17 protein-coding genes are annotated in these 15,246 nt (G+C 37.4%); all 17 read left to right on the top strand.

What is annotated here, in order from left to right; genetic code table 11:
* Positions 1 to 59: 59 nt before the first annotated feature.
* The 17 genes from radC to DWW43_RS08610 all read left to right on the top strand — a co-directional run bounded on the left by radC (position 60) and on the right by DWW43_RS08610 (position 15,142).
* The gene (gene radC / locus DWW43_RS08690) at positions 60 to 758 is read left to right on the top strand and encodes a DNA repair protein RadC (protein ID WP_119963320.1); all 699 of its coding nucleotides are present in this window, start codon (positions 60 to 62) and stop codon (positions 756 to 758) included.
* Complete coding sequence (gene mreC, locus DWW43_RS08685; RefSeq protein WP_008400838.1) at positions 755 to 1,612, top strand: rod shape-determining protein MreC; 858 nt, start codon at positions 755 to 757, stop codon at positions 1,610 to 1,612. The genes radC and mreC overlap by 4 nt, the downstream gene beginning before the upstream one ends.
* A gap of 17 nt (positions 1,613 to 1,629) precedes the next feature.
* The gene (gene mreD / locus DWW43_RS08680; RefSeq protein WP_119963319.1) at positions 1,630 to 2,136 is read left to right on the top strand and encodes a rod shape-determining protein MreD; all 507 of its coding nucleotides are present in this window, start codon (positions 1,630 to 1,632) and stop codon (positions 2,134 to 2,136) included.
* Positions 2,137 to 2,179: 43 nt separating this feature from the next.
* Positions 2,180 to 5,017 carry a penicillin-binding transpeptidase domain-containing protein gene (locus DWW43_RS08675; protein WP_119963318.1) on the top strand — a complete coding sequence of 946 codons (2,838 nt, stop codon included), beginning with the start codon at positions 2,180 to 2,182 and terminating at the stop codon, positions 5,015 to 5,017.
* A 91-nt stretch (positions 5,018 to 5,108) separates the two neighbouring features.
* Positions 5,109 to 5,861 carry a septum site-determining protein MinC gene (locus tag DWW43_RS08670; RefSeq protein ID WP_133302410.1) on the top strand — a complete coding sequence of 251 codons (753 nt, stop codon included), beginning with the start codon at positions 5,109 to 5,111 and terminating at the stop codon, positions 5,859 to 5,861.
* Between the two features lie 55 nt (positions 5,862 to 5,916).
* A complete protein-coding gene (gene minD, locus DWW43_RS08665; protein WP_008400842.1) occupies positions 5,917 to 6,708 on the top strand; it encodes a septum site-determining protein MinD in 792 nt (263 codons plus the stop codon).
* A 19-nt stretch (positions 6,709 to 6,727) separates the two neighbouring features.
* Positions 6,728 to 7,051 (top strand): cell division topological specificity factor MinE, encoded by a 324-nt coding sequence (locus tag DWW43_RS08660; RefSeq protein WP_161116708.1) that lies wholly within the window; start codon positions 6,728 to 6,730, stop codon positions 7,049 to 7,051.
* Positions 6,999 to 8,135: an FtsW/RodA/SpoVE family cell cycle protein gene (locus DWW43_RS08655; RefSeq protein WP_044944964.1), complete on the top strand. Its 1,137-nt coding sequence runs from the start codon at positions 6,999 to 7,001 to the stop codon at positions 8,133 to 8,135. Before DWW43_RS08660 ends, DWW43_RS08655 begins: the two co-directional genes overlap by 53 nt.
* A 10-nt stretch (positions 8,136 to 8,145) precedes the next feature.
* Positions 8,146 to 8,541, top strand: a complete 396-nt coding sequence (gene mgsA, locus DWW43_RS08650) for a methylglyoxal synthase (RefSeq protein ID WP_008400845.1) — start codon at positions 8,146 to 8,148, stop codon at positions 8,539 to 8,541.
* Between the two features lie 15 nt (positions 8,542 to 8,556).
* Positions 8,557 to 9,528, top strand: a complete 972-nt coding sequence (locus DWW43_RS08645) for a serine hydrolase (RefSeq protein ID WP_008400846.1) — start codon at positions 8,557 to 8,559, stop codon at positions 9,526 to 9,528.
* Positions 9,529 to 9,600: 72 nt separating this feature from the next.
* Complete coding sequence (locus tag DWW43_RS08640; RefSeq protein ID WP_008400848.1) at positions 9,601 to 10,020, top strand: hypothetical protein; 420 nt, start codon at positions 9,601 to 9,603, stop codon at positions 10,018 to 10,020.
* 69 nt (positions 10,021 to 10,089) lie between these two features.
* Positions 10,090 to 11,481, top strand: coding sequence for an HlyD family efflux transporter periplasmic adaptor subunit (locus tag DWW43_RS12345; RefSeq protein ID WP_243104442.1), 1,392 nt, complete (start codon positions 10,090 to 10,092; stop codon positions 11,479 to 11,481).
* 13 nt (positions 11,482 to 11,494) lie between these two features.
* Positions 11,495 to 12,190, top strand: a complete 696-nt coding sequence (locus DWW43_RS08630) for a YggS family pyridoxal phosphate-dependent enzyme (protein WP_119963315.1) — start codon at positions 11,495 to 11,497, stop codon at positions 12,188 to 12,190.
* A 12-nt stretch (positions 12,191 to 12,202) separates the two neighbouring features.
* Complete coding sequence (locus DWW43_RS08625) at positions 12,203 to 12,799, top strand: cell division protein SepF (RefSeq protein WP_008400853.1); 597 nt, start codon at positions 12,203 to 12,205, stop codon at positions 12,797 to 12,799.
* Between the two features lie 62 nt (positions 12,800 to 12,861).
* On the top strand, positions 12,862 to 13,605 hold the full coding sequence (locus tag DWW43_RS08620) for a DivIVA domain-containing protein (RefSeq protein WP_119963314.1): 744 nt from the start codon (positions 12,862 to 12,864) through the stop codon (positions 13,603 to 13,605).
* 99 nt (positions 13,606 to 13,704) lie between these two features.
* Positions 13,705 to 14,220: a signal peptidase II gene (gene lspA / locus DWW43_RS08615; protein WP_119963313.1), complete on the top strand. Its 516-nt coding sequence runs from the start codon at positions 13,705 to 13,707 to the stop codon at positions 14,218 to 14,220.
* A gap of 4 nt (positions 14,221 to 14,224) precedes the next feature.
* On the top strand, positions 14,225 to 15,142 hold the full coding sequence (locus DWW43_RS08610; RefSeq protein WP_119963365.1) for an RluA family pseudouridine synthase: 918 nt from the start codon (positions 14,225 to 14,227) through the stop codon (positions 15,140 to 15,142).
* Positions 15,143 to 15,246: the final 104 nt, after the last annotated feature.

Here is a 15,246-nt window from a genome sequence, read left to right as displayed (position 1 = left end):
AGAAAAAACGGTAAATACTCCTTACCGATTCGTGGAGAGACGGAGACGAAGGAGGAAAAATGAGATCAGAATTTACAATGAAAGATATGGCGGAATGTGAACGTCCATATGAGAAATGTCTGTCGGAAGGTGCAGCCGTCTTATCAGATGCGGAACTTCTGGCAGTCATACTTCGATGTGGAAGCAGACATGGGAATGCTTTGTTGACTGCGCAGAAAATATTAGCTGCACACCCGGTTCATAAAGGGATCATCGGATTGAATTATCTGTCGGTTGATGATCTTATGAATGTTGATGGTATCGGGAAAGTAAAAGCAATTCAGATGCAGTGTATCGCTGAGTTGTCCAGAAGAATGGCAAGATCAGAACACCGGTCAGGAGTTATCTTTGGTAATCCGAAAAGTATTGCAGACTATTATATGGAGCGCACCAGATATTTGTGCAAAGAACAGGTATATGTATTAATGTTTGATTCGAGCCATCATTTGTTAAAAGAGTGTCGACTGTCAGAGGGAACGGTCGATCATGCAGTTGTATCGCCGAGGGATATTTTTATTGATGCATTAAAATATCAGGCTGTATATATCGTACTATTGCATAATCATCCCTCAGGGAATCCGGAACCCAGCAACCCGGATATTCTTCTGACCAAGCGTGTGGAGGAAGCGGGAAAAACACTGGGGATACGTTTATCGGATCATATTATATTAGGGAATAATTGTTTTGTCAGCCTGGCAGAAAGAGGAATCATAGAATGAGACGACGTAATCGTAAAAGAATAGAAATTACACCAAAATATTTTTTGCTGGCACTTACAATCTTGTGTGTGGTGCTGATGGTTACTTCTTTATTTTTTGACGGAATGATGTCATCCGTCAGAAATGTAACTAATACTTTTATTGTACCGATGCAAAAGGGAGTTAATACAGTAGGTACATGGGTTGAATCCAAGGTAGAAGCCTTCCACAATTACGAGAGTGTAGTAACTGAAAATGAACAGCTTAAGGAGAAGATATCTTCCTACGAAACAAAGCTTGCGCAGTATCAGCAGGATTCCTATGAGCTTGACCGACTTCAGAAATTATATGAATTAGATGCTCTTTATACAGATTATGAAAAGACCGGAGCCCGCGTAATCTCAAAGGATACCGGCAACTGGTTTGATGTCTTTTATATCGATAAAGGTACAAAGGATGGCTTATCTGTTGGATGTAATGTCCTGTATGGTAACGGACTCTGTGGTATCATAACAGAAATCGGTGAATCCTATGCAAAAGTTCGTACGATTATTGATGATACATCAAATGTTAATGCCATGATCCTTCCAAGCAGATCCATCTGTAATGTGTCAGGAAGTCTGACGAATTACGCAGACGGATATATGATTGCTGAAAATATTGATAAAGATGCCGAAATATCGGAAGGAGATCAGGTTGTAACATCCTATGTCTCAAACAAATATCTTTCAGGTATTAATATTGGTTATGTGTCAAAGGTTGAGAGTGATTCCAACAATCTGACGAAGACTGCCTATATTATACCTGCTGCCGACTTCTCAAACATCGAAGAAGTACTCGTAATTTTACAGACTAAGAAAAATATCACGGATTAACAGAAAGAAGTGTAACATTGAAAAGAGTAATAATACTTGGAATATTAATAACAATATGTTTTGTTTTGCAGACTGCCCTTTTCCCGTTTCTTGAAATAGCAGGTATTGCACCGGATCTTATGCTGATCCTTACTGTTTCCTTCGGACTGATGCGGGGAAGAAAAGAAGGTATGCTGGTTGGGTTTTTCTGTGGTTTTTTATATGATGTATATTTTGGATATGCCATCGGACCATTTATGATCTTATATATGATTCTTGGCTATTGTAACGGTTTTTTCCACAGACTTTATCTGGTAGAAGATGTTCTTCTTCCAATAATTATAATCTTAGTTGATGATCTTATTTTTAATTTTGCAACCTATGTAATTTTCTTCCTTATGCGGAACAGACTGGAGTTCGCAACTTATTTAAAAGATATCATATTACCCGAAATGATCTACACAGCACTTATCACGTTGATCGTATTCAAGTTTTTTGCATTTGTAAATAAGACATTGAAAAAAATGGAAAAAGCAAGTGAATGATCCGGCAATTGTTTGATCATATGATCGTGAAAGGAACGTAAGAATGTTTAAAGAATTTTTCAGTTTGATAAAAGAATCAATAATTGAACATGTCAAGCATCGTCTGTTTGTTGTAACGGTCTTGTTTCTGGTTCTATTTGGAATACTTATATATCGTTTGTTCGATCTGCAGATCGTAAATGGCAAAAAATATCAGGAGAGTTTTACTTATAAATCCGTAAAGACAGTAGCGGTAAAAGCGACCAGGGGAAATATATACGATTGTAACGGAAAGCTTCTGGCTTATAACGAAGCATCCTATACTTTATCTTATATAAGTGGAACGGACCTGACGGAAGCGGCTGCCGCAAAGGAAACGACTTCGAATGAATTGCGTAATGACATAGTATATAAAACTATTCTGATCCTTGAACAAAACGGAGATAAGATGTCAGTAAGTCTTCCTCTGAAGTTAACCTCGAAGGGCTTTGAATTTACTGTATCCGGAAATACGTTAAATACTTTTTTAATGAATGTATATGGTGCAAGCTCTGTCGACAGTCTGACAGAAGAGCAGGCGTCTTCAACTGCCGATGATATATTTAAATATATGCGTGGAAAAGATTTATTCAATATCTCCGAAACATATTCCGATGAGGCGGCATTAAAGATCCTCGCGGTACGATATGAGATATGGCTGAATCGTTACCAGCAGTATATGTCTGTTCAGCTTGCTGATGGTATCAGTGAAGAAAGCTATGCAGCAATCAAAGAAAATTCGGATGAACTTCTCGGCATGGAGGTAAGTGTTGAATCACATCGTGTATATAATGATTCTGTATATTTTGCTCAGATCATGGGTTACATCGGAAATATCTCCAATGAGGAACTGGAAAAATATAATGAGACTCTGGATGATTCAGAAAAATACGGTGCAAATGATATGGTCGGTAAAATGGGACTTGAAAGTGAGTTTGAATCTTATCTGCGCGGCAAAGATGGATATCAGAAGATGTATGTCGATAATATGGGTAAGGTAATAGAAGTGATCGATTCCAAAGATCCTGTCGCAGGTAATGATATCTATTTGACAATTGATTCCGATCTGCAAAAATATTGTTATAATGCGCTTGAAACAGAAATTGCATCCATTCTTCTTGCCCATATAAAGAATGTAACAACATCCACGGATAAGGATGATATTCCAATCACCGATGTATATTTTGCTTTATTTGATAATAATGTTATAAGTATTGATGACCTTGCGGCAAAAGATGCATCTGAACTGGAACAGTCCGTTAATTCTTACTTCCAGTCCGCAAAACAAAATACACTTTCAAGACTGGATGATATATTAAACGTCAGCCATACTCCATTACATGATCTGACATTACAGTATCAGGATTATATGGAATTTATCTGTGAACAGTTAAGTGAGATGGGAATTTACAACCCGAGCAAGATTGACAAATCTGATGCTGCTTATGTTTCGTATATAAACAACAGTATTTCGCTGTGCGAATATCTGAAATATGCGATCAGCCAGGGCGCCATCGACATCTCCGGCATATCAACAAAGAGCGATTATTATGATACAGATGAGATTTACAACGTACTGACAGAATATATCTTAAAAGAATTTGAAAATAATACCAGTTTCGACAAACTTGTTTTTAAATATATGATAATATCAGGAGAACTTACAGGAAGTCAGGTAATTAACCTGTTATATGACCAGGGTATCCTTAATATGGCAACAGACGCAGATTATTCCGATTATAAAGCCGGTGTTATGGGAAGCTATGACTTCATATGTAAAAAAATTAAAAATCTTGAGATTACTCCGGCAATGCTGGCGCTTGATCCTTGCTCCGGTTCAATTGTCGTTACGAATCCGAATAATGGGACAGTTAAAGCAATGACAAGTTATCCAAGCTATGATAATAATCGTCTTACCAATATGATTGATGCAGATTATTATTCGAAGATTACGACAGACAAAACAACACCAATGTACAGTAGGGCAACTATGCAGCAGACAGCGCCCGGTTCTACATTCAAAATGATCACCGCATTTGCCGGTATGAATGAGAGCGTTATCGGGGTCAACGATGTGATCCAGACCAAAGGATACTTTGATAAAACAGAGACACCTGCTAAATGTTGGATTTATCCGTCTGCACATGGAACAATCGGTATATCTAAGGCAATTGAGGAATCCTGTAACTATTTCTTCTATGAACTTGGATATCGGATGGCAACAAAAGATACAGGAACCTACAGCGATATCACCGGTGTGGAACGGCTTCAGAAATATGCAGGTATGTTTGGATTTGACAGCACATCAGGCATTGAACTGCCTGAAAGTAAACCTCAGATATCAGATGCGGATTCAATCCGTACTGCGATTGGACAGGGTACGAATAACTTCACTGCAACTCAGCTTGCCCGGTATGTTACAACCCTTGCAAACAGCGGCACATGTTATGACTTAAGCCTTGTTTCGGAAATAAAGGATATTGATGGCAATGTTGTATATAAAAATGAGCATAAGGTTCAAAACCAACTTGATTTTCCTGTAGAACAATGGAATGTTGTAAGACAGGGTATGCGACAGGTTGTTTCCGTTCATACAAGCAGCAGTGCACTGATCAATCAGATCAATGTCGCAGTAGCAGGCAAAACAGGTACTGCCCAGCAGAGCGAAGCAAGACCGAACCATGCGTTATTTGTATCATTTGCACCATATGAAAATCCTGAGGTAACGGTTACAAGTGTAATACCATTTGGATATTCTTCCGGTAATGCAGTCGAGCTTTCAGGTCTCGTATATGCATATTTGTATGATCCTGATGTTCTTGAGAATACAACTATTACCGGTAACAATGCACTTTCCGATTAAATTCCTGATTGAATATAACAATTTGGATATCAGATACACCAGATAAAAGAGCCTTGGTTTGCAGGCATTTTATTATGATGAGGGATTGAATATGAATACCGACGTTGTTATGAAGGCAAACAGCCATGGAATACGTATCATTCTGAATGAAGATAATTCAATGGAACAGATTCTTTCTGATATCAGAGAGAAATTATACAGTCAGGAAGTATTTTTGAAAAAAAGCGGAAGAGTACCGGTTACATTTGAAGGGAGACTGTTATCCTCCGGAGAAGAGGAACAGATCCTATATGAATTGAATCATCTTCCAAATACCGAAGTGGAATTCTGTCTGGAAGCTTCCAAACAGGATCTGTGTAGTCAGATCGATATTCCACCTCACAGAGCAAAGAGTCCACCTGAAAAAAAACAAGTCAAAAAAAATGTTCAAAAGAAATTGTCTGACAAACAGTTTTCAACAATAGAAAAAAAAGCATTACCACCGGATATATTTAAGAATGATACGATTCAGTTTTTTTGCGGGAATTTACGAAAAGGTCAGACATTGGAGGTAAAAAAGAGTATAATCATACTCGGAAATATAGAGAAAAAAGCAACGATTATTTCGAATGGAAATGTCATTGTTCTCGGAAAACTTTCAGGAAACGTGATTGCCGGACAGGATCACTTAAAAAACAGATTTGTTCTGGCTCTTCAGATGGAGCCGGTTCATATAAAGATCGGTTCAGCTGTTTATAATAAAACAAAACAGAACCGAAAACAATTTCATACAGATGATGCGATGATGGCAAGCTGCGAAAATGGACAACTTCTTTTTCAGGCGCTGTCACAGACTTCACTTTAAGATAAAATTTCAAAGCATATTTTAAAACAGGAAAAGATATTGACGGAGGTGTTTTATGAGTGAAGTAATTGTTGTTACATCAGGAAAGGGAGGAGTTGGCAAGACAACTACATCAGCCAACATCGGAACCGGACTGGCAGGGTTGAAAAAGAGAGTCGTTATGATAGATACCGATATCGGTCTCAGAAATCTGGATATTGTCCTTGGACTGGAAAACCGGATTGTATATAACCTTGTTGATGTTGTAGAAGGAAACTGTCGGTATAAACAGGCTTTGATCAAGGATCGGAACAACCCGGATCTTTTTCTGATGCCATGCGCACAGACAAGAGACAAGACAGCAGTTTCACCGGAACAGATTATAAAGCTTGTCGACGAAATGCGGGCTGATTTTGATTATATTATTATCGACTGTCCGGCCGGAATCGAACAGGGATTTAAAAATGCTATTGCCGCAGCAGATCGTGCCATCGTAGTTACTACACCGGAGGTATCTGCAATTCGTGACGCGGATCGTGTTATAGGATTATTAGAAGCAAATGAAATAGACAAGATCGACCTTATCATAAATCGTATCCGTTATGATATGGTGAAAAAAGGTGATATGATGTCTGTAGATGATGTTGTCGATATCCTTGCAGTAAACTTGCTTGGGGTTATCCCGGATGATGAGCAGATTGTTATTTCAACAAATAAAGGAGAACCACTCGCGGGAAGTAATACCATATCAGGAAATGCTTATATCGATATTTGCAGACGGATACTTGGTGACAGCATTCCTCTTACAGATTTTAATGTTTTTAAACGAAAACCTTTTAAGCGTTTATTCAGAAAAAAACATGCATAAAGGGGTGAAGTTTAATATTATGAAAGAAAACAGAGCAGTATCGAATGTGATAAGCTATAATTCCGGGCATTATGCCAGAGAACGATTAAAAAATATATTAATGGCTGATCGAATAGGTTGTACTCCGGATGTCGTAACAAGAATTCGGGATGATATGCGAAAATGCGTTGCGGCCTATGTTAATATCGATTCAGCAAATATGACAGTACAGCTTTCGGATTCATTTATCATTGCACGAATCCCGGTTGTAGGAATACATATGAAAAAGGACAAAGAAAAAGATGAAACACATGAAACAGATGGACATGTCAACGGAAAAAAAATACAGTCTGATCAACTATAATTTTAAGCTTGTATTATTTGTGATCGCAGCTATGATTATGGGAACAATCACAATCTGCAGCGTTCGACCGGATTTTCAGACGAAACAGTTGATCGGTGTAGGCGCATGTGTAATTGGAATGATCATTGTATCATTGATCGATTACAATTTTATATGCAAATATTATATGATCCTTTATGCGGGAAATATACTTTTGCTTCTGCTAGTTCTGTTGGTCGGTTCCGGAGGAGGAGATCAGGGCGTTCGCCGTTGGTTCTATATATCAGACTCTTTCACAATACAGCCATCAGAATTTGCTAAAATTATTTTGATCATTTGTACAGCAGTTTTTCTGGAAAAAAACTACGAAGATTTGAACACGCCAAAGGTACTTGCAAAGCTTGCGGTATTTTTGGCTGTTCCTGTTGGTCTGATCGTGGCAGAACCCGATTTGTCTACCTCGATCTGTATTATGGTCACACTATTTATTGTTATATTTGTAGCAGGACTCAGTTTGAAACTCATAGGTATTATGATCCTGATTCTTGTTCCATGTTTTGGTGGATTTATCTGGTATATCCAACAGGATAATCTGCCTCAGTTTTTGAAAACTTATCAGATTAATCGTATTCTGGGACATATATACGGAAGTGAATATGGTGCATCCTCCGATCAACAGGATAATTCAGTTATGGCGATCGGTTCCGGTCAGTTATCCGGTAAGGGTATTAATAACTCAACCGTAGCAACCGTTAAGGATACGAACCTGATATCTGAGCAGCAGACAGACTTTATCTTCTCGGCAGTAGGTGAAGAATTAGGTTTTATTGGAAGTGTGATTATTATTGCAATTTTATGCCTGATAGTGTTACAATGTATTCGGGTTGCTAGGCACGCAAAGGACAAAAAGGGTATGTATATAGCAGCGGGAATCGGTTCACTGGTTGCTTTTCAGACATTCATTAATATTGGAGTTGCAACTGCGTTATTACCGAATACAGGCCTTCCGCTTCCGTTTATCAGTTACGGACTTAGTTCTCTTGTAAGTATGAGTGCCGGTATTGGATTGGTATTAAATATAAATCTGCAAAAGAAGAAATACTAGGAGGAGAGTTATGAATATAGGGTTAATAGCACACGATGCGAAGAAAAAACTGATGCAGAACTTCTGTATTGCTTACAGAGGAATTTTAAGTAAAAATGATTTATATGCGACAGGAACAACGGGACGATTGATTGAGGAGGTTACCAATCTGAACGTTCATAAATATATTGCGGGACATTTGGGTGGTGAACAGCAGTTAGGTTCACAGATTGAAAATAATGATATTGATATGGTTATTTTTCTCCGGGATCCTTTGCATCCAAAGGCACATGAACCGGATATCAACAATATCTTTTTATTATGTGATATGCATAATATTCCGCTTGCAACAAATCTTGCAACTGCAGAGCTCCTGATCAAAGCTTTAGACCGAGGAGATCTCGACTGGCGGGAATTTTATAAATAATTTGGAGATATAAAGATGAAAAAATTGACAAAATGGATGGCAGTCATGCTGATTCCCATTCTTGTTTTATCCGGATGCACAAAAAGAAGTTATGATACAAGCAATCAACTTGCACTTGGAATATCTGAGAATCTGCCTTTATACAGCTCTGACAGCTTTGGTGACCAGTATACAGTCATACCCGATGGAGAGGCTCTTGCTGATGAGAACTACAGCGCGGTTAAGTCGGCAGTTTTGATAAATGACTCAACAAAAGAGGCTTTAGTTGTACATAACGCACATGATCGTATTTACCCTGCAAGCATGACTAAATTAATGACAGGTCTTCTTGTTATGGAAAGTATCGAAGACGGAACTTTATCTTTAGATGACACGATTACATTATCACATACTGTTACATTTCAGGAAGATAATGTAGGTGTGAGCGATCTTACAAAAGGATGCTCTGTAACAGTAAAGAATCTGTTATATGGCCTTTTGATTCGTTCATACAACGACTGCGGTGTTCTGCTTGCAGAAAAGATTGCAGGAAGTGAGGATGCATTTGTTGAGAAAATGAATGAAAAAGCATTTGAATTAGGTGCTACAAATACGCATTTTGTGAACTGCCATGGATTACATTCAGACGATCATTATACGACTGCATATGATCTCTATCTGATCTTTTCAGAATTCATAAAACATGACATGGCATATCTGATTGATTCACTCGATTCATATGATTTTACATATACAGATGAAACAGGTGCAGAGAAAAGTGTCACATTACAGGCAACAAATGGTTATATATCCGGTGAGTTTAAATTCCCAGAGGGGTATTCGTTAGGTTCCTGGAAATCCGGTACGACCACAGCAGCCGGCAACTGTCTGATCCTTGAATTTGTAAAAGATGATACAGGTGATAAATATGTTGCTGTTATTGCCGGAGCAGAAGACAGGGATACGTTATATAATGATATGACTATGTTAATTAATACTGCAAAATAAACAGCTATCTGAGTGGACATTTTGTCCACTCAAAATGTATAACTGTTTTAATATAATTCAGGAGGTTTTATTATGATTCAGATTATTACAGGTGATAAGGGTAAAGGAAAAACAAAGGTTCTGATTGACAAGGTTAACAATGAGGTAAAAGTTGTAACAGGTTCTGTTGTCTTTATTGATAATAATAACAAGCATTTATATGAGCTCAGTAATCGCGTCAGAATGATTAACTGTACAAACTACGAAGTGGATAATCTGGAAATGTTTGCAGGCTTTATTCTTGGTATTATTTCTCAGAATAAAGATATTGAAAAGATTTATATTGACAACTTTACATCTGTAACATATGTAAAGCCGGAGCAGATCAGCTATGCTCTTGATCTCATGAACAAGATCAGTGAAAAATATAACATCGGTATCGTTCTCTGTTTTGCAACAGACAGCTCCGAAGTTCCTGATACATATAAGGACAATATCATTGCCGCATTATAATAAAAATATACCTGCGAAGGGTACTGTGTCTCTGATTCAGGATCAGTACACAGACTAAAGGAGATATATATGACTTCCATAAAAAGAAAAGTCAGGAAACGACAGCCTGTCAAGATCAGTTTCGGGTTTATCATTTTTGCGATCATGTTTATATATATGCTGATCCGTATCATTATATCAATGAATGATCACGACCTGAGTGTATTTCAGGTAGAAGAAAGCAGCTATGATACTAACTTTACTGTTCCGGGGCTTGCTGTTCGAAAAGAGACATTGAACTACAGTTCAACCTCCGGCTATATCTGTTATTATATCCGGGATGGCGAAAAAGTAGCAAAAGGATCCAGTGTATATTCTGTTGATGAGACAGGTTCTATGTATGATGCACTTTATGAAGTACAGAACAGTAACAATACTTCATTATCAGCAAACGATTATAATGATCTGAGTAAACAGATACAGATTTTCAAAACTGGATTTTCGACTTCTGATTTTTCAGAAGTATATGAATTTAAAAATACAATTGATAATAAGGTTCTTGAAATGTATGAGGATATGGCTTTAGAACAGTTATCCTCAGACAAATCATTTGATTCGACATTTACAGCGGTTAAATCATCGGCCAGTGGAATTGTATCCTATTATATGGATGGTTACGAAGACTTTGATATCAACAATTTATCGGCTGATGATTTTGATAAAACCAAGTATTCAAAAGAATTGTTAAAAAAAAGCGATATTGTTGAATCCGGAAAACCTGTATATAAGATTATTGATGATGAGGACTGGAAGATTGCTGTCATGCTTACAAAAGAAGAATACAGCAAAGTAAAAAAAGATGAACATGTTCGATTTCGAATCAATGACTCAAGTAAAAAGATTTCAGCCAAATACGAGACAATTGAAAAAGATGGAAATTATTTTATTATCATTGACATGAGCAGATATCTTGCTGAATATGTTTCAGAACGTTATCTGAATCTTACATTTATCTTCTCCGAAACAAAAGGACTTAAGATCCCAAATTCAGCGATTGTTGAAAAAGATGTTCTTATGATACCGGTCGGATATCTGTCCGGCGGAAGCGGAACGACGGAAAAGAAATATTTTAACCAGATCGTATTAACAGAGGATGGCTCAACTTCGGTTGTACAGATATCCCCTACTATATATTTTACAGATGATCATTTCTGCTATGTTGATCCGGCAGATATCAAGGAAGATGCGGTTCTCGCCGCAAATGAATCGGATATCACCTTTAATGTATCAACAGCGGGAATCTATAAGCTAAAAGGTGTTTATTGTATCACACAGGGAACAGCGCTGTTCAAACAGATCGATATAACCGTAAATGGAGATGATTATTCAATAATCGATCCTAATACAGCATATGGAATATCAGCATATGATCGTATTGTACTGGATGGTACATCTGTAAAGGAAAACCAGATCATATATTAGGAGTGATAGAAAAATGTTAAAAGAAAACTATGAGTTAGTAGATCAGAAGATTACAGAAGCCTGCAAACGGGCAGGCAGAGACAGAAAAGATGTTACACTGATCGCAGTCAGCAAAACAAAGCCTTTAAGTGATATTGAAGAACTGCTTGCAGAGACAGACGCTATAGATTTTGGCGAGAACAAAGTACAGGAACTGGTTGATAAGTATGAAACCGTTTCCCGCAAAGTAAACTGGCACATGATCGGTCATTTACAGACAAATAAAGTAAAATACATCGTTGATAAGGTCTGTCTGATTCATTCTGTTGATTCGGTAAATCTAGCTAAAACGATTGAAAAAGAAGCTGCAAAACACGATGTTATAGTTAAGGTATTGATTGAGGTAAATGTCGCCGGAGAAGAGAGCAAATTCGGTGTTTCTGTTGAAGATACGGAAGATCTTATTATGCAGATCAAGGATTTTCCTCATATACAGATAGAAGGTCTGATGACGATCGCGCCGTTTGTTGATGATCCTGAGGATAATCGGGTTCATTTCCGACGCCTGAGAGAATTATTACTTGACATCAATTCTAAAAACATTGATAATGTCCATATGAATGTCCTCTCGATGGGCATGACAAATGACTATGAAGTTGCCGTTGAGGAGGGTGCCACTATGGTCAGAGTGGGTACAGGAATTTTTGGTGCAAGAAACTATAATATTTAAAGGAGAACCATTATGGCAAAGAATGGAAAAAAAAGCTTTCTGGATTATTTTAAAATAAATGACTCCAGCGATGAATATGAAGATGATTTATTTGATGATGATGAATATGATGACGATGAAGATGATTTTGATGAAGAATATGAGCCAAAGCCAAAGGCTGTAAATGGAAGATCATCTGCATCTACATATACAGCAGCTGCTACACAGAGTGCCGGCGCTGCTGCTAAAAAATCAAAATTTGTAAAACCGGCAAAGAATACAGCTACAGCTTCCAATAATACAAAGCTTGTTTCATTTAACAACAGAAGTCAGGGCGGTTCCCAGCAGGTATTTGTTATTAAACCGGATGAATTTGATGATGCACAGATGATTATTGATCATTTAAAAGGCGGACAGGCGATCGTGATCAATATGGAGGGAATGGAGCTGTCTACAGCACAGCGAATTATCGACTTTATTGCCGGTGCATGTTATTCCCTTGATGGATCGTTACAGGCAATTTCCGGTAATATCTTCATTGCAGCTCCGGCAGATATCTATGTATCCGGTGACCTCAGAGAAGAATTATTGAATGATGCATTTTTGTCTCCAGAATTAAGCAAGTACTAATAAATGACTAAATAATGATCTGCACTTGCAGATTCTGAAGGAATGTTAAGGGAGGATTACAAATGCTTACACCTGTTGATTTACAACAAAAGAAATTTCAGCATGGTATGGGGTATACCAAAAAAGATGTTGATTCATTTTTTGATATTGTTATTTTGAGTTATACAGAGTTGTATAAATCAAATGCTGAACTGACCAATCAGGTCAAGACACTTACAGATAGTCTGGTGCATTACAGGACTACAGAATCAAAGCTTCAGAAATCACTTATGCTTGCAGAGAAGAACGCAGAAGAAGCTACAAAGAATGCAAATGACAAGGCCAAGATTATTGAGAACGATGCAAAAATCAAGGCAAATAATATTGTTCATCAGGCAAGAGAAGAGTTGGAAAGAATTGAAGACAGTATTGAGGGCATTAAGCAACAATACAGAGATTACACGATGGCATTTAAGAATCTGATGGATTCACATCTTCAATTTCTTGCAACGAATCCGATCAACGAAGAATTAGGTGTTGATTTTGACGAAATTATGAAGGATGCCAAGTATTTTAATGGAAATGCTGCAGCATATGCTCCTGCAGGTTCTAATGGCGAGGGGGCAGGTTCAGGCAGTTTTTCTACTTTCAGTGGCGATCCGCAGGGACGTGAAGAATCTACACTTGGCGGAGGAGGAGGTTCCGGTATGGGAGATTCCACACTTGGCGGATCATCCGGAGGTAATCTTTCAAGTGATTCTTCAGTATATACAAAGAATCTTGGTGGCGGTTCTTTCGTAGATCCGTTCAAATATAAAAACCAGTAAATCTAAAATCAAATAACAAATAAAGATTCCCTGCCTGAATATTGTTTCAGACAGGGATTTTACTGATAAATGCAAAAAAATCATAGAAAGGAAATCAGAATGAAAAAAAACAGTATATTTGCAATCGTAAGTGTATTCTTACTGATTGGTCTGGATCAGCTTGTAAAATTCCTGATCACAAGCCATATGGCGTTATCCGATACAATACCAGTCATAAAAAATGTATTTCACATCACCTATATCCAGAATCGTGGAGCAGCATGGGGTAGTTTACAGGGAAAACGTATCTTGCTATTAGCTGTTACACTGCTTGTACTGATATTCCTCGTATACTTTTATATTAAAATGTTAAAGATGGATAAATATAAAGATCTCAGGATCCTGTTTTTATTTGTATTTTCGGGCGCAGTTGGCAATATGATCGATCGCATCCGCCTTGGTTACGTTATAGATATGTTTGATTTCCGTTTGATTAATTTTCCTGTCTTTAATGTTGCCGATATCTATGTAACTTGTAGTATGATCATTCTGCTTATCCTTATCTTGTTTAAATATAAGGATAATGAACTGGAAGATTTGTTTGGAAGGTCTAAAAAGGGCTCTGATCAAGAATAAATATATGGAAACTTATAATATAGAAGCAGATGAAAACTGGACAGATAAGCGAGTTGACAAGGCCTTAGCCGATTATTTTGATAATTATTCACGCTCTTTTCTGAAAAAGCTGTTAGATGATGGGAATATACTGGTGAATGATAAAAAAGCAAAACCAAGTCTGAAAATCGCGTCCGGTGACAGAATAGACATTACGATTCCGAGTATTGCATCCGTTGAGATTGAACCGGAGAATATTCCACTTGATATCGTATATGAAGATGAGGATATTATTATTGTAAATAAACCAAAGGGAATGGTTGTTCATCCGGCTCCCGGGCATTATTCCGGTACACTTGTGAATGGCTTAATGTATCATTTTAAAGATTCTCTGTCAGGGATCAACGGAGAACTTCGCCCCGGTATTGTCCATCGAATAGATATGGATACAACCGGGCTCCTTGTTGTCTGTAAAAATGATACTGCTCATAATTTTCTGTCAGAACAGCTTGCTGTCCATTCAATCACAAGAAAATATTATGCAATCTGTTTTAATTATTTTACAGAAGATGAAGGTATCGTTGATCTGCCTATCGGAAGACATCCGACAGATCGAAAAAAAATGGCAGTCAACTATAAAAATGGTAGAAATGCAGTAACTCACTATAAAGTTCTGAAAAAACTAAAAAACAATTTCTGCCTAATTGAATGTCAGTTAGAGACAGGAAGAACGCATCAGATTCGTGTTCATATGTCATATATTAAGCATCCGTTGTTAGGAGATGCCATATATGGACCTAAAAATCAGCCATATCATCTGCAGGGACAGACACTTCATGCCGGTGTACTTGGTTTTATTCATCCATCCACAAAAGAATATGTAGAATTTTCAAGTGAACTTCCTGAGTATTTCCAAAAGTTGTTAAAACAGTTGGAGCTTTAAATGTCTGAGGATTGTAAAATTTCATTTCTAAAAAGATATTCGTTTGAATATTCTTCCATTAATTTATTAAATTCGTTTTATATTATTTTTAGATATAAAACGAA

This window comes from Clostridium sp. AF15-41 (assembly GCF_003604095.1).
GTDB lineage: Bacteria > Bacillota > Clostridia > Lachnospirales > Lachnospiraceae > Coprococcus.
The sequence above is the reverse complement of the archived record's forward strand: the minus strand, read 5'-3'. Positions and strand labels throughout refer to the sequence as shown.